This window comes from Lentzea sp. NBRC 105346 (assembly GCF_030269605.1).
Taxonomy (GTDB): domain Bacteria; phylum Actinomycetota; class Actinomycetes; order Mycobacteriales; family Pseudonocardiaceae; genus Lentzea.
On record NZ_BSTQ01000015.1, the window covers coordinates 163,021 to 179,148 of the forward strand.

The 16,128-nt window shown below is 69.2% G+C and carries 18 protein-coding genes; 7 read left to right on the forward strand and 11 right to left on the reverse strand.

The features are described 5' to 3' along the window. Positions 1 to 99: 99 nt before the first annotated feature. The 5 genes from QSK35_RS29325 to QSK35_RS29345 are packed head-to-tail and all read right to left on the reverse strand — an operon-like array spanning position 100 to position 4,065. Positions 100 to 1,071 carry a C40 family peptidase gene (locus QSK35_RS29325; protein WP_285750775.1) on the reverse strand — a complete coding sequence of 324 codons (972 nt, stop codon included), beginning with the start codon at positions 1,069 to 1,071 and terminating at the stop codon, positions 100 to 102. Between the two features lie 43 nt (positions 1,072 to 1,114). Then, entirely contained in the window at positions 1,115 to 1,453 is a 339-nt protein-coding gene (locus tag QSK35_RS29330) for a hypothetical protein (RefSeq protein WP_285750776.1), read from the reverse strand. 25 nt (positions 1,454 to 1,478) lie between these two features. Further along, complete coding sequence (locus tag QSK35_RS29335) at positions 1,479 to 2,708, reverse strand: MDR family MFS transporter (RefSeq protein ID WP_285750777.1); 1,230 nt, start codon at positions 2,706 to 2,708, stop codon at positions 1,479 to 1,481. Further along, on the reverse strand, positions 2,660 to 3,694 hold the full coding sequence (locus QSK35_RS29340) for a PLP-dependent cysteine synthase family protein (RefSeq protein ID WP_285750778.1): 1,035 nt from the start codon (positions 3,692 to 3,694) through the stop codon (positions 2,660 to 2,662). The genes QSK35_RS29335 and QSK35_RS29340 overlap by 49 nt, the downstream gene beginning before the upstream one ends. A gap of 47 nt (positions 3,695 to 3,741) precedes the next feature. Further along, on the reverse strand, positions 3,742 to 4,065 hold the full coding sequence (locus QSK35_RS29345; protein WP_285750779.1) for a hypothetical protein: 324 nt from the start codon (positions 4,063 to 4,065) through the stop codon (positions 3,742 to 3,744). A gap of 74 nt (positions 4,066 to 4,139) precedes the next feature. Between QSK35_RS29345 and QSK35_RS29350 the strand changes: the two genes are divergently transcribed. Then, positions 4,140 to 5,114, forward strand: a complete 975-nt coding sequence (locus tag QSK35_RS29350) for an ABC transporter substrate-binding protein (RefSeq protein ID WP_285750780.1) — start codon at positions 4,140 to 4,142, stop codon at positions 5,112 to 5,114. Here the strand turns inward: QSK35_RS29350 and QSK35_RS29355 are convergent. Continuing rightward, a complete protein-coding gene (locus tag QSK35_RS29355) occupies positions 5,098 to 5,826 on the reverse strand; it encodes an SDR family oxidoreductase (protein ID WP_285750781.1) in 729 nt (242 codons plus the stop codon). The two genes, QSK35_RS29350 and QSK35_RS29355, sit on opposite strands and share 17 nt — an antisense overlap. After that, entirely contained in the window at positions 5,823 to 6,968 is a 1,146-nt protein-coding gene (locus tag QSK35_RS29360) for an MFS transporter (protein WP_285750782.1), read from the reverse strand. The genes QSK35_RS29355 and QSK35_RS29360 overlap by 4 nt, the downstream gene beginning before the upstream one ends. A gap of 54 nt (positions 6,969 to 7,022) precedes the next feature. On the opposite strand from QSK35_RS29360, the gene QSK35_RS29365 reads away from it, so the two are divergent. After that, positions 7,023 to 8,201, forward strand: coding sequence for an MFS transporter (locus tag QSK35_RS29365; RefSeq protein ID WP_285750783.1), 1,179 nt, complete (start codon positions 7,023 to 7,025; stop codon positions 8,199 to 8,201). 20 nt (positions 8,202 to 8,221) lie between these two features. Here QSK35_RS29365 and QSK35_RS29370 read toward each other — a convergent pair whose 3' ends face one another. Continuing rightward, the gene (locus QSK35_RS29370; RefSeq protein ID WP_285750784.1) at positions 8,222 to 8,761 is read right to left on the reverse strand and encodes a hypothetical protein; all 540 of its coding nucleotides are present in this window, start codon (positions 8,759 to 8,761) and stop codon (positions 8,222 to 8,224) included. 136 nt (positions 8,762 to 8,897) lie between these two features. On the opposite strand from QSK35_RS29370, the gene QSK35_RS29375 reads away from it, so the two are divergent. Continuing rightward, complete coding sequence (locus QSK35_RS29375) at positions 8,898 to 9,887, forward strand: WD40/YVTN/BNR-like repeat-containing protein (protein ID WP_285750785.1); 990 nt, start codon at positions 8,898 to 8,900, stop codon at positions 9,885 to 9,887. On the opposite strand, the gene QSK35_RS29380 is transcribed toward QSK35_RS29375, so the two are convergent. Further along, positions 9,835 to 10,641, reverse strand: coding sequence for a TetR/AcrR family transcriptional regulator (locus QSK35_RS29380; RefSeq protein WP_285750786.1), 807 nt, complete (start codon positions 10,639 to 10,641; stop codon positions 9,835 to 9,837). The genes QSK35_RS29375 and QSK35_RS29380 overlap by 53 nt on opposite strands. 70 nt (positions 10,642 to 10,711) lie before the next feature. Here QSK35_RS29380 and QSK35_RS29385 point away from each other — a divergent pair, with 70 nt between their 5' ends. Genes QSK35_RS29385 through QSK35_RS29395 form a run of 3 tightly spaced genes read left to right on the forward strand, consistent with a single transcriptional unit; the run spans position 10,712 to position 14,131 of the window. Next, entirely contained in the window at positions 10,712 to 12,970 is a 2,259-nt protein-coding gene (locus QSK35_RS29385) for an ATP-binding cassette domain-containing protein (protein WP_285750787.1), read from the forward strand. Next, complete coding sequence (locus QSK35_RS29390) at positions 12,967 to 13,731, forward strand: siderophore-interacting protein (protein WP_285750788.1); 765 nt, start codon at positions 12,967 to 12,969, stop codon at positions 13,729 to 13,731. The genes QSK35_RS29385 and QSK35_RS29390 overlap by 4 nt, the downstream gene beginning before the upstream one ends. 10 nt (positions 13,732 to 13,741) lie before the next feature. Continuing rightward, positions 13,742 to 14,131, forward strand: a complete 390-nt coding sequence (locus QSK35_RS29395; protein ID WP_285750789.1) for a DnaJ family domain-containing protein — start codon at positions 13,742 to 13,744, stop codon at positions 14,129 to 14,131. Here QSK35_RS29395 and QSK35_RS29400 read toward each other — a convergent pair. Next, on the reverse strand, positions 14,116 to 14,658 hold the full coding sequence (locus QSK35_RS29400) for a dihydrofolate reductase family protein (protein ID WP_285750790.1): 543 nt from the start codon (positions 14,656 to 14,658) through the stop codon (positions 14,116 to 14,118). The genes QSK35_RS29395 and QSK35_RS29400 overlap by 16 nt on opposite strands. Positions 14,659 to 14,725: 67 nt before the next feature. Continuing rightward, entirely contained in the window at positions 14,726 to 15,502 is a 777-nt protein-coding gene (locus QSK35_RS29405; RefSeq protein WP_285750791.1) for an SDR family oxidoreductase, read from the reverse strand. Between the two features lie 73 nt (positions 15,503 to 15,575). Between QSK35_RS29405 and QSK35_RS29410 the strand changes: the two genes are divergently transcribed. After that, positions 15,576 to 16,037 (forward strand): hypothetical protein, encoded by a 462-nt coding sequence (locus QSK35_RS29410; protein ID WP_285750792.1) that lies wholly within the window; start codon positions 15,576 to 15,578, stop codon positions 16,035 to 16,037. The last annotated feature ends 91 nt before the right edge of the window (positions 16,038 to 16,128 follow it).

Sequence of the window (16,128 nt, forward strand, 5' to 3'; positions counted from 1 at the left end):
CACGTGCCCCGTGCAGGTCAGCATCGGTCTGTGCCAAATGATCGGGAATTACGTCCATTCCGGATTCCGCGTGACCGACATCATGGTCAAACGTGAACGTCAGCCCACCACGCGACGGATGACGCTGATCGGTCCGATGGAGTCGATCGGGGCGATCTTCACCGGAACGCCCTCGGTGGACGCGTGCACCGCGTTGGTGCCGTCGACGGCCATCGCGACGTGCGACTGACCCGAGTAGTAGATGATCAGGTCGCCGGGCGCGACCTCACCGCGGCCCACCGCGCGGCCGACCTTCGCCTGGTCGTACGTGACGCGCGGGATCGAGATGCCGGCGGCCGCGTAGGACTTCTGCGTCAGCGACGAGCAGTCCCAGGCGTCGGGCCCGTTGGCGCCGAACACGTAGGGGTCACCGCGCTGCGCGAGCGCGAACTGCAGCGCCACGCCCGCGGCACCGGCGGGAACGTTCACCGGACCGGTGTTGCCGGGGTTGGCCAGCGTGGCCTTCTGCGGCGCGGAGAGCGTCTTGTACTTCGCGCGGGCCTCGTTCACCTGCTTGTCCAGCTCGACCTTCTTGGCCGCGATGTCGTCCACGAGCTTCTGGGCGGCGTCGGTGGCTTCCTTCGCTTTGCCGGACGCGGCGGTGGCCTTGTCGACCGCCGCCTGCAGCGTGCCGATGGCCTCGGCGTTGTCGGCGGCAAGCGCGTTGAGCGCGGTCATCCGGTTGAGGAAGTCCTGCTGTGACTCGGCGACCAGCAACGCGGAGAGCTGGTTGAACCGCGCGCCCTGGAACGAGGCCTCGGTCAGCAGGTCGACCCGGCCGCGCACGGCCTCCTCCGCCTGCTTCGCCGAGTTCAGGTCGCCGTTGGCCTTGTCGAGCTCGCCCTGCTTGGCCTTGAGGTCCTCCTGCGCCTTGAGGTGGTCCTCGTGCAGCTTCTCGGCCTGTCTCGCCAGCTCGTTGTACTGGTTGAGCGCGTCGTTGGCCGGCTGTGCGGTGACCGGCGACGGGGTGAACGCGGCCGCGGCGATGACGGCGGCGACAAGGGCTGACTTGGGCGTGCGGATACCCGGCATAACGAGGCGTACGGCCGAACGGCCGCAGCGGTTCAGAAGGGTCTTAGGCCGCCGCGAGCACCGTGGTGCGAACGCGGGACTCCTCCAGCGCAGCGCGGCACGCCCGGACCAGCCGGGACGTGGCCGCGCTGCCGCCCTCACCGCAGCGGCGGCAGCGCATGACGACGTCACCGGACAGCTCGTCGACGACGACGCCGAGCTCGCACCGGCAGTCCCGGCACCAGCGGTGGCGCGTCACCTGGTTGACGTGGATGGGGGACGACACACACTGGTGGATCCACCGGCCGTGCACGTGGCAGGTGAGCCGGTCGTCGGGCGCCAGGAAGCCGGTGTCCTCCGCGTGGTCCTCGAAGACCAGGCGATCCGCGAGCGTGGCGTCCATGACGTCCTCCCATCCGGTGCTGTTACTAAGACGTCGAAGCAGCCACCTTCGGTTCGACATGGAGCACGGACAAAATCCACGAACACAGCAGACCGAGTGCGGCCAGTCCCAGCCATGGCACCACGGGATGGTTACGTGTCAGGTCGAGCACGGTGCCCGTGGCCAGGTTCCCGATCAGGATCCCCACGCCGACGATCGTGTTGTAGAGCCCGTAGTGCGTCGCGACCAGGCGGTTCTCCGACAGCGCCACGATCCGGTCCATCTCGAACGGGAACACGACCGAGGTCGCGACCGCGATGAGGGTCGCCGCCAGGATCACCGAGAGGAGACTCGGCACCAGCAGCGGCGGGAATGCCGCGGCCATGATCAGCATCCCGAGCACCAGCGACCGGTCCGGTCCGAACCGCTGCCGGAACCACGTGGTGATGCGCACCTGCCCGGCGATCGCCACGACCCCGGACACCGCGAACAGGGCCGCGGACCCCACGGCACCGGCGCCGATCCGTTGCGCCTCCAGCGGGAGCGCGAGGTAGACCTGGAACGACAGCACGTACGAGAGCGTCATCGCCAGTGCGAACAGCACGAACCTGCGGTTGGCCAGCACCATGCGCCAGTCGTTGAGCACGGTCGACCGGGTGGCGTCCGGCGGCGATGCGGGCAGCGATCGGATCTGCAGCACTGTGAGCAGCGCGAACACCACGGCCGCGACCAGGCACGTGAGCCGGAAGTCGATCCCGGTCAGCGCCAGCCCGACGAGCGGGCCGACCAGGATCCCGGTCTGGTAGAAGACGTTGAACAGCGCGAACGCCTCGACTCGGCGCTCACCGGCGTCCCGCGCGACGTACGCGCGCACGGCCGGGTTGAACAGCGCCCCCGCGAACCCGGTCGCCGCCGACGCGACGATCAGCGCGGGCACGCTGTCGACGAACCCGAGCAGGCCGAAGCCGACCGTCCGCAGCGCGCACCCGGCGACGATCAGCGGCTTGTAGCCGAGTCGGTCGGCGAGGGTGCCGCCGAGCAGGAACATGCCCTGCTGGGTGAAGTTCCGGACCCCCAGGATCAGGCCGACCAGCCACCCGGCCAGCGCGAGCGTGCCGGACAGGTGCATCGCCAGGTAGGGCATCAGCATGTAGAAGCCGATGTTGATGGTGAACTGGTTGAGCAGCAGGAGCTGGACGCTGCGGTCGAACGACCGGTATTGCCGGATCACGCGCTCGCTCCCAACGGGTCGATGACCGCGTCGGTCACGGTCCATGCGAGGGCCTCGCCCCCGTCGAACAGCCGCGGGCCCGAGGGAGCACGGCCGAGTAACCCGTGGGTCCGGCAGTAGTCGTCGTTGTAGATGGTGTCGAAGTAGCGCTGTGGCCCATCGGGGAAGACGGCGGCGACGCGCAGGCCGGGTGAGGTCCGGGCGACCCAGCTGGCGACCAGCGCGACCGCGCCGACGCTCCACCCGCCGGTCGCGTGGTGCCGGGCCGCGAGCGCGCGGCACGTCCACACCGCCTCGGCCGGCGCGACCCAGTGGACCTGGTCGAACGAGCTGTAGTCGACGTTGCGCGGATAGATGCTCGACCCGAGACCGCGCATCAGGCGGGGCCGGGCGGGCTGGCCGAAGATCGTCGAGCCGATCGTGTCGACGCCGACGAGTTTGAGAAATGGGTTGTGCTCCCGGACGATCCGCGAGACGCCCGCCGAGTGACCGCCCGTGCCGACCGAGCACACGAGCACGTCCACTCGCCCGACCTGGTCGATCAGCTCCTCGGCCAGCGACGAGTAGCCGGCGACGTTGTCCGGGTTGTTGTACTGGTCCGGGCAGTACGAACCGGGCGTGCGCGCGAGGATCTCCTCGACCCGCTCCCGCCGCGCCTGCTGCCAGCCGCCGGTCGGGTGCGGCTCGGTGACGACGCTGATCTGCGCGCCGTACGCGCTCAGCATGCGGTGCACGATCGGCTCCATGCCGGGATCGGTCACCAGCGTCACCGGGTGGCCGTGCACGATCCCGGCGAGCGCGAGCCCGAACCCGAGCGTGCCGCTGGTCGACTCGACGATCCGGCCGCCCGCCGCGAGCTCACCGCGCTCACGGGCCCGGCCGATCATGTGCAACGCGGTGCGGTCCTTCATGCCGCCGGGGTTGGCGCCCTCGAGCTTGGCCCAGAACCCGCCTCCGGGGCCGGTCAGGTCGGAGATCCACAGGACAGGGGTGTTGCCGACGGCGGACGCCGGCGTGTGCGTGGTGCGCATGGGGTCCCTAATAAGAAGGTGCATGGACGTGAGCAGCTCTGGGCGGCTCAGGTCCGACTGACCCCGATGTCGAGCAGAAGCCGGCGCCCCGCGGACGAATCCGTTCTAGCGCAGGGGAAACCGGTCCGTCCATGGTGGACCAGATGCTGGAATTGAGACGCGAGGTCTCGTTTCTCGGCCACGTCCTGATGTGTGACCGCTGTGGTGGTGCTCTGGCCGACGATCTCGTCGTGATGGCCGGGCAGCGAGTGGTGGCAGTGCTCGGCACTGACGTGCGGCACGGCGATCGCCGGCTCGTCCGGGCACATGGGCTGCAGAACGCAGCCGAGGAACGCGAAGACGACACCGAGAGTCGTCAACAGGTTCCGCACAGTGACCAACGTAGGGGTGTTCGGCGATCTTGTCCACCACTGTTAGGTTAGGTTGGCCTAACCAAGGGGGTTTCGTGCGACTCGCCGCCGTACTGATCATCACCGGACTGCTCGCCGGCTGCTCGGCCGCGCCGGACACCGGCCAGGGCTGGTCGTTCACCGACGACCGCAACGAGACGGTCAGCGCGCGCGAACGTCCGCAACGGATCATCGCCCAGGTGTCCGCGGCCGGTGCGCTCACCGACTTCGGCGTCAAGGTGACCGGCACGTTCGGGCCGTTGAAGAAAGACGACGGCACTGTCGAGGCCGAGGCGGGCAGCGTCGACCCGGCGTCGGTCACCGACGTCACGGGCGGCGGCTACGGCGAGCTGAACCTGGAGAAGATCGCCGGGTTGTCGCCGGACCTGCTGGTCAGCGGCAAGTACGCCGAGTACGCGGGGCTGTGGCACGTGACCGAGGAGCAGGAGAAGTCGGTCCGGAAGATGGTGCCGACGGTCGGGATCCTGCAGTCCGGCAAGGCGCTGCCGGACACGATCGCCCGTTACCGCGACCTCGCGAAGGCGCTGGGCGGTGACGTCGACTCGGCACGGGTGAAGGCGGACTTCGACGCGTTCACCAAGGCGTCCGACCGGATCCGCTCGATCGGATCCCGGATGCGCGCGGAGAACAAGACCGTGCTGGCGGTCGGCGGCACGACGGAGGGCTACTTCGTCGCGGTTCCCGCCCGCGCGCCGGACCTGGCGTACTACGTGAGCCTCGGACTGCCGATCACCACGCCGGCCAACCCCGACCTGCCCGGCGGCGGCTACTTCGAGCGGCTGTCGTGGGAGAACGCGGGCACCTACCGCCCGGACGTGTTGCTGTGGGACACCCGGCGCGCGTCGAACAAGCCCGAGGAGATGAAGCAGCACCCGGTGTTCGCCGCTCTCCCGGCCGCTGCCGCGAACAGGTTCGTGGGATGGGACGCCGTGGCGCCGATGTCGTACGCGAGCTACGCCAAGATCATGAATCGGCTGGCGGACCAGTTGGAAATCAGCCTCGGCCGATGAACGGCATGGCCGTCGCCATCACGGTCATGAACTGCACGTTGGCGCCCACCGGCAGTCCCGCCATGTAGCGCACGGCATCGGCGACGTGCTGGACGTCCATCGTGGGTTCGGGTGCGACGGAACCGTTGGCCTGCATGACACCCTGGCTCATCCGCTCGGTCAGCGGCGTGGCCGCGTTGCCGATGTCGATCTGCCCGCAGGCGATGTTGTACCGCCGGCCCTCCAGCGAGATCGACTTGGTGATGCCGGTGACGGCGTGCTTGGTCGCGTTGTAGGCGATGGCGTTCGGCCGCGGGGTGGTGGCGGAGATGGAGCCGTTGTTGATGATCCGGCCACCCCGCGGGTCCTGGTCGCGCATGACCCGGTACGCCTCGCGGGCGCACAGGAACACTCCGGTCAGGTTCGTGTCCACGACGGTCGTCCACTGCTGTGCGGTGAAGTCCTCCAGCGGGGTCGCGGGCACGTTCGTCCCGGCGTTGTTGAACAACACGTCGACGCGGCCGAACCGGGCGACGACCGCGTTGAACAGGGCGACCACTTCGGACTCCTGCGTGACGTCGGTCGGCACCGCGAAGGCATCGGGTGCCGTCTCCGCCAACGCGTCCGGCCGCCGACCGGCCAGCGCCACCTGATAGCCCGCGTCGAGAAGCGTGCGCGCCACCGCGCGTCCGACGCCGGAACCCGCACCCGTCACCACCGCAACGCCCGTCACGCCGGCGAGCCTACCGACGCCGGTTGAGACGCGAGGCCGGCCAGCACCGCGACGAGCTGGATGCCCGCCACGAACAGCACCACGGTGACCGGCCCGTGGAACAGCAGCGGCCCGGCGGCGAACGCGCCGAGCGAGAACGCGCCGATCTTGAGGCTCGCCCCGGTCGTCGACACCTGGCCGAGCAGGTCGGCCGGCGTGTACCGCTGCCGGGCGGTGATCAGCACGGTCAGCGTCGGCCCGGACGCGAGACCGGCGAGGAACGCCAGCGCCGCCAGCCACACCACGTCCGGCGCGAGCGTCCACGCCGCGAACGACACCGCGTACAACCCGGTCGTCACGAACAGGATCCGCTCCGGCCGCCACCGCGACAGGTACGGCCGCAGCACGATCACCGACACCAGGATGCCGAGGTCGAGCGCGGCGAACACGAGACCGGCGAGCTCGCGGTCCGACCCGAGGCCCTGGACGAGCCACGGCAGCGCGACCGGGAGCATCCCGAACCCCACGAAGCTCACCACGGACGTCACGGTCGCCGCCCGCAACGGCGGCATCCGCACCAGATGGGCGGTTCCGGCGCGCAACGCGGCCAGCAGTGAGTCGTGTAAGGACGGTCGCGGCGCCGCGAGCCGCAGGCCGAGCGTGACCACACCACCGGCCACCGCCAGTCCGGCGATCACGACCATCGCCGCCGTCGGCGACCACGCCGCCGCCACCACACCCGCGGCCGCGGGCCCGACGATCGCGGAGGCGCTGAACAGCATCGAGTCGTAGGCCGTGACGCGCGCGAGGTCACCGCCCAGGCGCGGCAGCATGCTGGTGAACCCGCCGCTCGTCATCGGCAGCGTCACGCCGGAGACCAGCGCCAGCACCGGCAGCCACGGTGCGGGGGACAACACCATGCCCAGCGTCATCGTGGCGAGGACGAACTGGTTGCCCGCCAACGCGATCAGCGGCCGGCGCGTGCGGTCGAGCCAGGCGCCCAGCAGCGGTCCGGACAGGATGGACGGCAGCGTGTAGGCCGCCGCCGTGACCGCGGCCAGCATCTTGCTGTCCGTGCGTTCCTGCACCAGGAAGACGACAGCGAGCAGCACCATCTCGTCGGCGAGCCGCGCCAGTCCGGCGGAGGTCAGGTAACGCCACACCCGTTCTGCCTAACAGGCGGGCCTGACGCCGTCGATCCATTTACGCTTCCTCGCGTGCTCTCCGGCCCGTTCCGCCTGCTCTGGACCGCGCGCGTCGTGTCGTTCGCCGGTGACTCGCTCAGCCTCGTCGCGCTGATGCTGCACGTCGAGGCGACGACCGGGAAGGCGATCGCGGTGGCGGCCCTGCTGCTCGCCGGTGACTTCGTGCCGTCGCTGCTGAGCCCGCTGGCGGGTGCGATCAGCGACCGCTTCGACCTGAAGCGGGTCATGATCACGTGTGAGCTGGTGCAGGGCGCCCTGCTCGCGCTCATCGCGTTCTCGTTGCCGCCCTTGCCGTTGCTGCTCGGGCTGGTCGCGCTGCGGGCGATCGCCGGGCAGATCCTCCTGCCCGCGTCGCGCGCCGCCGTGCCCGCGCTGGTCGACGACGAGTACCTGCCGAGGGCGAACTCGTTGCTGGGCTTCGGGACCAACGGCGCCGAGGTGGTCGGGCCGTTGCTCGCGGCGGCGCTCCTGCCGTTCCTCGGGATCCGTGGCGTGCTGCTCGTGGACGCCGCGTCGTTCCTCCTCTCCGCCGGGCTGTTGACGAGACTCGCGGCGCTGCCGCGCACGCCGGACGCGGAAACCCTGGTGGGACAGGCGAAAGCCGGGCTCACGCTGCTCTGGCGCGTACCCGCCCTGCGGGTGATCTCACTCGGGTTCTGCGCGGTCGTGCTGTGCAATGGGATCGACGACGTCGCGCTCGTCATGCTGGCGCGCGACACGTTCGGGGCGGGGGAGTCGGCGACGAGCCTGCTGCTGGCCGCGGTCGGCATCGGCCTCTTCGCCGGCTACCTGGTGCTCGCCCGGTTGAAACCGCCGATGACCGTGCTGCTGGTCGCCGGGTTCGCGGTGAGCAGCGTCGGCAACCTCCTGACCGGCCTCGCGGGCGCGGTGGCGTTCGCGTTCGCCGTGCAGACCGTGCGGGGACTGGGCATCGCGGCGATGGACGTCGCGAGCAACACGTTGCTGCAGCGGCTCGTCCCGCCCGCGATGCTCGGGCGGGTGTTCGGCAACCTGTACGGCGCGATCGGCGTGGCCGCGGCCGGGTCGTATCTCCTCGGCGGGCTGCTGCTCGACGCGACGTCGCCGCCGGTCACGTTCGTGATCGCGGGCGGGCTGGGCACGCTGGCGACCATCGCGGTGGCGGTGTTCTGGCCACGGCAAGCCGGTGGTCACACCGGTAGCCCGGTGTGACCACCGTCCCTAGTGGACTGTCAGACGACTATCGCGATGGCTTCGAGCCTGCGGGACTGGCCGGTCGTCCCCGAGACCTGGCCGTTGCAGCGGGTGCCCTGCCACCCGATGTCCTGCAGGTGGGAGTTGTAGCAAATGCTGCCGATGCTCGCGCCGATCGCGATGGCCTCGAGCCGGCGCGACTGCCCGGTGGTGCCGGAGATCTCACCGTTGCAGCGGGTGCCCTGCCACCCGATGTCCTGGAGGTGCGAGTTGTAGCAGACGCCGCCGACGTCGGTGCTGACGACGATGACGATCGCCTCCAGCCGGCGCGACTGCCCGGTCGTGCCGGCGATCTCGCCGTTGCACCGGGCGCCCTGCCAGCCGATGTCCTGCAGGTGTGCGTTGTAGCAGACGGCCCGCGCGGCGGGGTTCACCTGCTTGAGCTCGGCCAGTTTCTCCTGCGCCTGCTGCAGTCCGACGGCCGGGTCGGGTGCTGCGTGGGCGGGTGTTACCGAGAGGAACGTCGTGACGAGCGCGATGATCACGCCGAGCACAGCGGATCTGCGTCTGTGAGGCACAGCGGAATCCCTTCGGTGGAATGGGTTTTCCCCGTCGGCGGCCCCTCCGACCTTTCCAGTGCCGGGCCCCGCTCGCACAGGAGCCAACCGGGGTATTTTGGTGGTACGCCTGCAGGGTGCACGAGGGGGAGTGATCATGAAGGTAGTGGTCGCCGCGTTAGCGGCGATGCTGGCGATCGGAGCAACCGGATCCGCCGGCGCGGCACCGAAATTCCAGGTGTCGTCGACATCCTGGACCGCCAAGTCGCGTGGCTGGGCGCTCGGCACGGACGACAAAGGCACGGCGTTGCTGCGCACGGTCGATGGCGGCGCGTCGTGGCGGCGCACCACCACGCCGGACATCGCGCCCGGCACGGACCGGCTGCGCGTGTTCTTCGCCAACGAGATGGCCGGTGTGATCACCAACGGCGAGCGGCTGTTCGTCACCCGCACCGGCGGCGTCACGTGGCGCGAGGTGCTTTTGCCGACGCCGCAACGGGTTTCGTTCGGTGCGATCGCCGCGGACTCCACGTCGTTCCTCGTCGTGGTGTCGAGCCCGGCGGTGACGCAGCTCTACCGGTCGCCGCTGTCGGGCGGCTCCTGGAGCCCCGTGCCCGGAGTGTCGGTGACCGGCGCGGCGGACGGCGACATCGCGATGCTCGGCTGGCGGTCCTACGTCGTGCTGGCGAAGGTGCACGAGGAGCGCAGGTACTGGGTGAACGGCCGGCTCGGCTGGCAGGAGGCCAAGCCGCCGTGCGATGTGGACAGCGCGACCAAGCTCAGCGCGGTGGAGAACGCCGTCTTCGCGTTGTGCAGCTGGAATCCCGGCCAGGGGTTCATGTTCAAGGAACTGCGTCAGGCCACAGTGGATGGTGAGTTCGCCACGGTGAGCCGTGGGCCGGACCAGGGCATCACGATCGACCTCGCGGCGGCGTCGCAGTCCACCGCGGTCGTGTCGGCCGTGGGGATCGGCGCGGGCTGGCTGCACCGTTCGGTGAAGGGCGAGTGGACCACGCCGTTCGTCCAGGAGGGCGGGCCGCTGTTCGACCTGGCGTTCACCGATCCGGACCACGGTTTCGCGGTGCAGGACGGCGTCATCTACCGGACGTCGGACGGCGGGGCCGGCTGGTCTCCGCTGCCGATCTGATCGCCGCCGCCACGCCGTCCAGTAGCACGGCCAGCCCGTCGGCGAACGCCGACCGGACCTTGTGCTCGTAGTCCGGCACGTCGTCGGGATCCTCGCTCTGCAACCACGTGAGCATCGGGAAGCGGGCGGCGAAGTCCGGCGCGACCTCCTGCAGTGCCGCGGACTGACCGGCCCACCACGCGTCGTCGGTGGTGCCGGTCGCCGTGCTGGCGTCGCGCGCCTCGGTGACGGACTCGGCCGACCCGCGCACGTAGTGCACGAGCGCGCTGACGATCGGCCGCAGCCGCGCGGCGGGCAGGCCGGTCGTGCGCAGGATCCCGGCGACGGCCTCCAGTGAGCCGAAGCTGTTCGGGCCGAGCACCGGCCGCGCCTGCGACACGTGCAGCATCCACGGGTGGCGCAGGTAGAACGCCCACAGCTGCTCCGCCCACGCCGTCACCGCGGGCCGCCAGCCGTCCTCGACGGGGTAATCGGCGGGCAGCTCGCCGAGCGTGCGGTCGTACATGAGGTCGACCAGCTCGCTCTTGTTCGGCACGTACGTGTAGAGCGCCATCGCCGTGCGGCCGAGCCGTTCCCCGACCGCGCGCATCGACAGCGCGGCCATGCCGGACTCGTCGGCGACCCCGATCGCCGCGTCCACGATCGAATCCACGGTGAGGCCCTGCTTGGGGCCGGGCCGTGGCGAGTCGTCGTGCGTGCGCCAGAGCAGCGCCAGCGACCGCCGTGGGTCGCCCTGGCCGGCGAAAACAACCACCTTGCCACTCCTTACGGCATAAAGTAACGTCGCACTGACTCTTTACACCATAAAGTATCAGGGGGACAAGATGCCGTTCGAGGCGGACAGCCACGATGTGATCCAGGTCCGCGGCGCCAGGGAGAACAACCTGGCGAACGTCTCGCTCGACATCCCGAAACGCCGGCTCAGCGTGTTCACGGGGGTGTCGGGCTCGGGCAAGTCCTCGCTGGTCTTCGGCACGATCGCCGCCGAATCGCAGCGCCTGATCAACGAGACCTACACGGCGTTCCTGCAGTCGTTCATGCCGAACATCGGCCGCCCGGACGTCGACGGCCTGCGGAACCTGAGCGCGGCCATCGTGGTCGACCAGGAACGGATGGGCGCCAACTCCCGCTCCACGGTCGGCACGGCGACCGACGCGCACACCATGCTGCGCATCGTCTTCAGCCGCCTGGGCACGCCGCACGTCGGCACGTCCGGCGCGTTCAGCTTCAACCTGCCCGAAGGCATGTGCCCCGCGTGCGAGGGCCTCGGCAAGGTGTCCGATGTGGATGTCAGCGAGCTCGTCGACTTCGACAAGTCGCTCAACGAGGACGCCATCCGCGTCCCGAACTTCACCAAGGACGGCTGGTACTGGCAGTCGCTCGCGTACTCCGGCTACGTCGACCCGGACAAGAAGATCCGTGACTACACCCCGCGGGAGCGCGAGGACTTCTTCTTCCGCCCGGCCACCAAGATGAAGCTCGGCACGATGAACACCAACTACGAGGGCCTCGTGGTGAAGGTGCGGCGGCTGTTCCTGGCGAAGGACCGCGAGTCGATGCAGCCGCACATCAGGGCGTTCGTCGACCGCGCCGTCACCTTCATGACCTGCACCGGGTGCGGTGGCGCCCGGCTGAACGAGGCCGCGCTGTCGTCGAAGATCGACGGGCTGAACATCGCCGACTGCTCGGCCATGCAGATCAGCGACCTGGCGCAGTTCGTCCGCAAGCTCGACGAACCCTCGGTCGCCCCACTGCTGACCACGCTCGGCGAGACGCTGGACTCGCTGGTCGAGATCGGGCTCGGGTACCTGTCGCTGGACCGCGAGTCCGGCACGTTGTCCGGCGGTGAGTCGCAGCGCGTGAAGATGGTGCGGCACCTGGGATCCAGCCTCACCGACGTGACGTACGTGTTCGACGAGCCGACCGTCGGCCTGCACCCGCACGACATCCAGCGAATGAACGAGCTGCTGATCCGGTTGCGGGACAAGGGCAACACCGTGCTCGTCGTCGAGCACAAACCCGAGACCATCCAGATCGCCGACCACGTCGTCGACCTCGGTCCGGGCGCGGGCCCCGCCGGCGGGCACGTGGTTTATGCGGGTGATGTGGGTGGGCTGCGGAAGTCGGGCACGCTGACCGGGCGGCACCTCGACCATCGGGTGACGTTGAAGCCTGCTTTCCGTGCGCCTTCTGGGTTTCTTTCGATTGAGAACGCGTCGTTGCACAACCTCCAGAACGTGTCGGTCGACGTGCCGCTCGGTGTCCTCACCGTGGTCACCGGTGTGGCCGGCTCCGGCAAGTCGTCGCTGATCCACGGGTCGTTGTCCCGCCGCGACGACGTGGTGGTCGTCGACCAGTCGGCGATCCGCGGGTCGCGGCGCAGCAACCCGGCCACCTATACGGGCCTGCTCGACCCGATCCGCACGGCGTTCGCCAGGGCCAACGGCGTGAAGGCGGCGCTGTTCAGCGCGAACTCCGAGGGCGCGTGTCCCAAGTGCAAGGGCATCGGGCTGGTGTACACCGACCTGGCGATGATGGCCGGCGTCGCGTCGGTGTGCGAGGAGTGCGAGGGCAAGCGGTTCACGCCTTCCGTGCTGGCCTACAAGCTGCGCGGCAAGGACATCAGCGAGGTACTGGCGATGCCGGTGCTGGAGGCGCAGTCGTTCTTCCCGTCGGGCCAGGCGCGCACGATCCTCGACCGGCTCGTGGACGTGGGGCTCGGCTACCTGTCGCTGGGGCAGCCGCTGACCACGTTGTCCGGCGGTGAGCGGCAACGCGTGAAGCTCGCGATCCGGATGGCCTCGGACGCGGCGACCTACGTGCTGGACGAGCCGACCTCGGGCCTGCACCTGGCCGACGTCGACCAGCTGCTCGCCTTGCTGGACCGGCTGGTCGACTCGGGCAACTCGGTGATCGTGATCGAACACCACCAGGCCGTGATGGCGCACGCCGACTGGATCATCGACCTGGGCCCCGGCGCCGGAGCCGACGGCGGGCGGGTCGTCTTCACCGGCACGCCCCGGGATCTGGTGGGTTCTTCCGACACTCTGACCGCACAGCACCTCCGGGAGTACCTGAAGTGAAGCTCTTGACCGTGGTGGCCGTGCGGCCGCTGACCCCGCGGATGGTCCGGGTGACGTTCGCGGGGGAGGGACTGGACTCGTTCGAGACGTGGCCGGACCAGCAGCTGAAGCTGCTGTTCCCCAAGCCCGGTTTCTCTTTGCCCCGCTTGGACTTCGACGACGTCATGTCGTGGTATCAGGCCTATCTGGCGGTGCCCGAGGCCGCTCGGCCGTGGATGCGCAGCTTCACCGTGCGTTCGTACGACCCGTCCACCGCCACCATCGACGTCGACTTCGTGCTGCACGGCCCGTCCGGACCCGCTTCCCGTTGGGCCGCCGCGGTTTCGCCCGGTGACGTGGTGGGCCGGTACGGGCCGGATCGCATGTACCACAAGCCATTGGGTTCGGCCGACTGGTACCTGCTGGCCGGTGACGAGACGGCGATCCCGGCCATCGGGTCGCTGCTGGAGTCGTTGTCCGCGCCCGTGCAGGTCTTCGTGTCGGTTGTCGACGAGTACGAGAAGCAGGACCTCGGGCGGGAGGTTCAGTGGGTGCCGCGCGGGATGCTGCTGTCCGCGGTGTCGTCGGCGATCTTCCCCGACGGTTCGGTCTTCGCCTGGCTGGCCGGGGAGGCGGGCGAGGTGCGCGAGCTGCGGCGGCATCTGGTGGGGGAGCGGGGTCTGGCGAAGCAGTCGATCGACTTCACCGGGTACTGGCGGCGGTCGCTGACGCAGGACGACGCCCCGACCGAGGAGGATCTGGCCGACATCCAGGATCGGTAACGTGGAAAGCATGACCGAGCGCAAACCACCTGGCGTGTCGTTCGAGTCGTGGGTCGACCGGCAGATCCGCGAGGCACAGGAGCGCGGCGAGTTCGACAACCTCGCCGGCTCCGGCAAACCCCTGCCCGTCGAACCGTACGACGAGGACTGGTGGATCAAGAAGAAGGTCCGCGAGGAGGAGGGCACCGTCCTGCCCGCCTCCCTGCAGCTGCGCCGGGAGGCCTTCGACGCCCGCGCGCTCGCCGTCGCGGCGTCCTCCGACGACGAGGCCCGGCGGATACTTTCGGCGATCAACGCCCGCATCGTCGAGGCGTTGCGCAAGCCGTTGTCCGGGCCACCGCTGAACCTCATGCCGTTCGACGTCGAGGCCGTGCTGCGGGAACGTCAGGCCGGCTCGTAGTCGATGATCGTGAGGCCGCTGTCGTAGTTCCGCTGTTCGACGGGCTTGAGCGGCTGCTTGCCGAACCCGTCCGCGAACAGCTTGCGACCCTCGCCGAGCACCACCGGGAACAGCATGATCCGGTAGACGTCGATGAGGTTCGCCTGCCGCAGCGTGTTGAACAGCTGCGCGCTGCCGTTGAGCAGCAGGTCGTTGCCGGGCTGCTCCCTGACCTTGCGGACCTCCTCGACGGGGTCGCCCTTGAGCAGGATCGACCCTTCCCAGTCCGCGCTGTCCAAAGTGGATGACACGACGTACTTGGGCATCGTGTTGAACTTCTCGCCGAACTCGCCGGTCTCGGCCCGCATCTTCGGCCACGCCTCGGCGAACCCCTCGTAGGTCTTGCGGCCGAGCAGCAGCGCGTCGCTCGCCTGCAGCTCCGCCCACTTGAACTGGCCGACCTCGTCGCTGAACCACGGATGCGACCACTGGCCGGGTTCCTCGAAGACGCCGTCGAGGGACACGTACTCCACCGCGACAAGACGCATGGCTCCACCCTTTCCTCGGTGTGTCACTCTCCCGTCGATCGGCTCTCGTAGCGATTCGACATCCGGCTCAAGATTTTTTCGCCAGTCGCGCGATCCGGCGGTCGAACGTCCGGTTCAGCACCGGCGAGACGAGGCCGCCCAGCCGTGCGAGCAGGGACGTTCCGGTGTCCGGGCAGATCAGGAACCTGCGCCGGTCCATGCCCTGGACGATCTTCTGAGCGACGGCCTCGGGGGTCATCGGCTTGATCGTGCCGCTGATCGCGAACGTCTCCGCGGGCTTGAACCGGTTCTCATCGGCGAGCTGCGGCGTGTCGACGTCCGGCGGGAACACCACGCCGACGTGCACGCCGTGTGGCGTCAGCTCCGCCCTGAGTGACTCCATCAGGCCCCGGACCGCGAACTTCGCCGGCCCGTACGCGCTGTACCCGTAGATGCCGAGCAACCCGGTCGCCGAGCTGACGGCGACGATGCTGCCCGCCCTGTTCTTGACCATCTGCGGTGCCACGGCCCGGATCGCGTAGAGCGTGCCGAAGTAGTCCACCTCGATCATCTGCCGGAACACCTCGGTGTCCAGTTCGAGGAACCGGCCCGGACGTGCCAGCCCGGCGCAGCTGATCAGCGCGTCGCACGGACCGGCCTCGTCGACCAGGCCGTCGATCGCGGCGCTGAGTTTCGTTTCGTCGGACACGTCGACAGCTCGGGTGTTCGCGTTGAGCTCCTCGCCCGCCGCTTCGAGGCGGGCGGCGCCTCGGGCTATCAGTGAGACCGTCCAGCCGCGGGCCTTGAGGATGCGTGCGGTCGCGAGTCCGATGCCGCTCGAGCCGCCGGTGATGATCGCGTGCATCGGCCCACCTTGCCAGGCCTCGCCGGGTCGCGGTAGGAAGGGTTCACCGCCACCGCGTCTTGTGGAGGCGGGCGTGCGACTTCTTTCTTTGTTGCTGGTGACGGGCCTGACGGCCGTGCCCGTGCCGGCCAAGCAGGACTGGCTGCAGCTCGCGTTCGATCAGACCAAGTCCGCGAACAACGTCTTCGAAACCGTCATTGGTCCCGGCAACGTCAACCGGCTTCGGCCGCTGTTCAATGTGCCGTTGAACGATGTGCCGGACGGTTCGCCGGTGTTGCTTTCCGGGGTTGCTACCGCCGCTGGGCTTCGGGATCTCGTCTACCTGCAAGGGGAACGTGGCAGGGTCAGCGCTTTCGACGCGCGCACGGGGTTGAGGTCTGATTTCGATCGGTTCCCGGTTCCGGGATGTCGAACTCCAGTCCGGCTGTCGACCCCAGCCGTCGGTACGTCTATGCCAATACCAACGACGGGCTGGTGCACAAGCTTGCCGTTGCGGACGGGCCGAGTTGAGTCTCAAGTGGACCGCCTGGAGTAACTGGACCACGTCTCTCGTTGTGGCCAACGGGGTTCTCTACCTCGTGGACGGGAACTCCGGTGGGTTCGGTAGTGGGACTGATGGGCATCTC

Bases quoted from the DNA above. Each gene is read 5' to 3' on its own strand.
- QSK35_RS29325 (WP_285750775.1), bottom strand. From the start codon at position 1,071: ATGCCGGGTATCCGCACGCCCAAGTCAGCCCTTGTCGCCGCCGTCATC.
- QSK35_RS29330 (WP_285750776.1), bottom strand. From the start codon at position 1,453: ATGGACGCCACGCTCGCGGATCGCCTGGTCTTCGAGGACCACGCGGAG.
- QSK35_RS29335 (WP_285750777.1), bottom strand. From the start codon at position 2,708: ATGGACCGTGACCGACGCGGTCATCGACCCGTTGGGAGCGAGCGCGTG.
- QSK35_RS29340 (WP_285750778.1), bottom strand. From the start codon at position 3,694: ATGCGCACCACGCACACGCCGGCGTCCGCCGTCGGCAACACCCCTGTC.
- QSK35_RS29375 (WP_285750785.1), top strand. From the start codon at position 8,898: ATGAAGGTAGTGGTCGCCGCGTTAGCGGCGATGCTGGCGATCGGAGCA.
- QSK35_RS29385 (WP_285750787.1), top strand. From the start codon at position 10,712: ATGCCGTTCGAGGCGGACAGCCACGATGTGATCCAGGTCCGCGGCGCC.
- QSK35_RS29395 (WP_285750789.1), top strand. From the start codon at position 13,742: ATGACCGAGCGCAAACCACCTGGCGTGTCGTTCGAGTCGTGGGTCGAC.
- QSK35_RS29400 (WP_285750790.1), bottom strand. From the start codon at position 14,658: ATGCGTCTTGTCGCGGTGGAGTACGTGTCCCTCGACGGCGTCTTCGAG.
- QSK35_RS29405 (WP_285750791.1), bottom strand. From the start codon at position 15,502: ATGCACGCGATCATCACCGGCGGCTCGAGCGGCATCGGACTCGCGACC.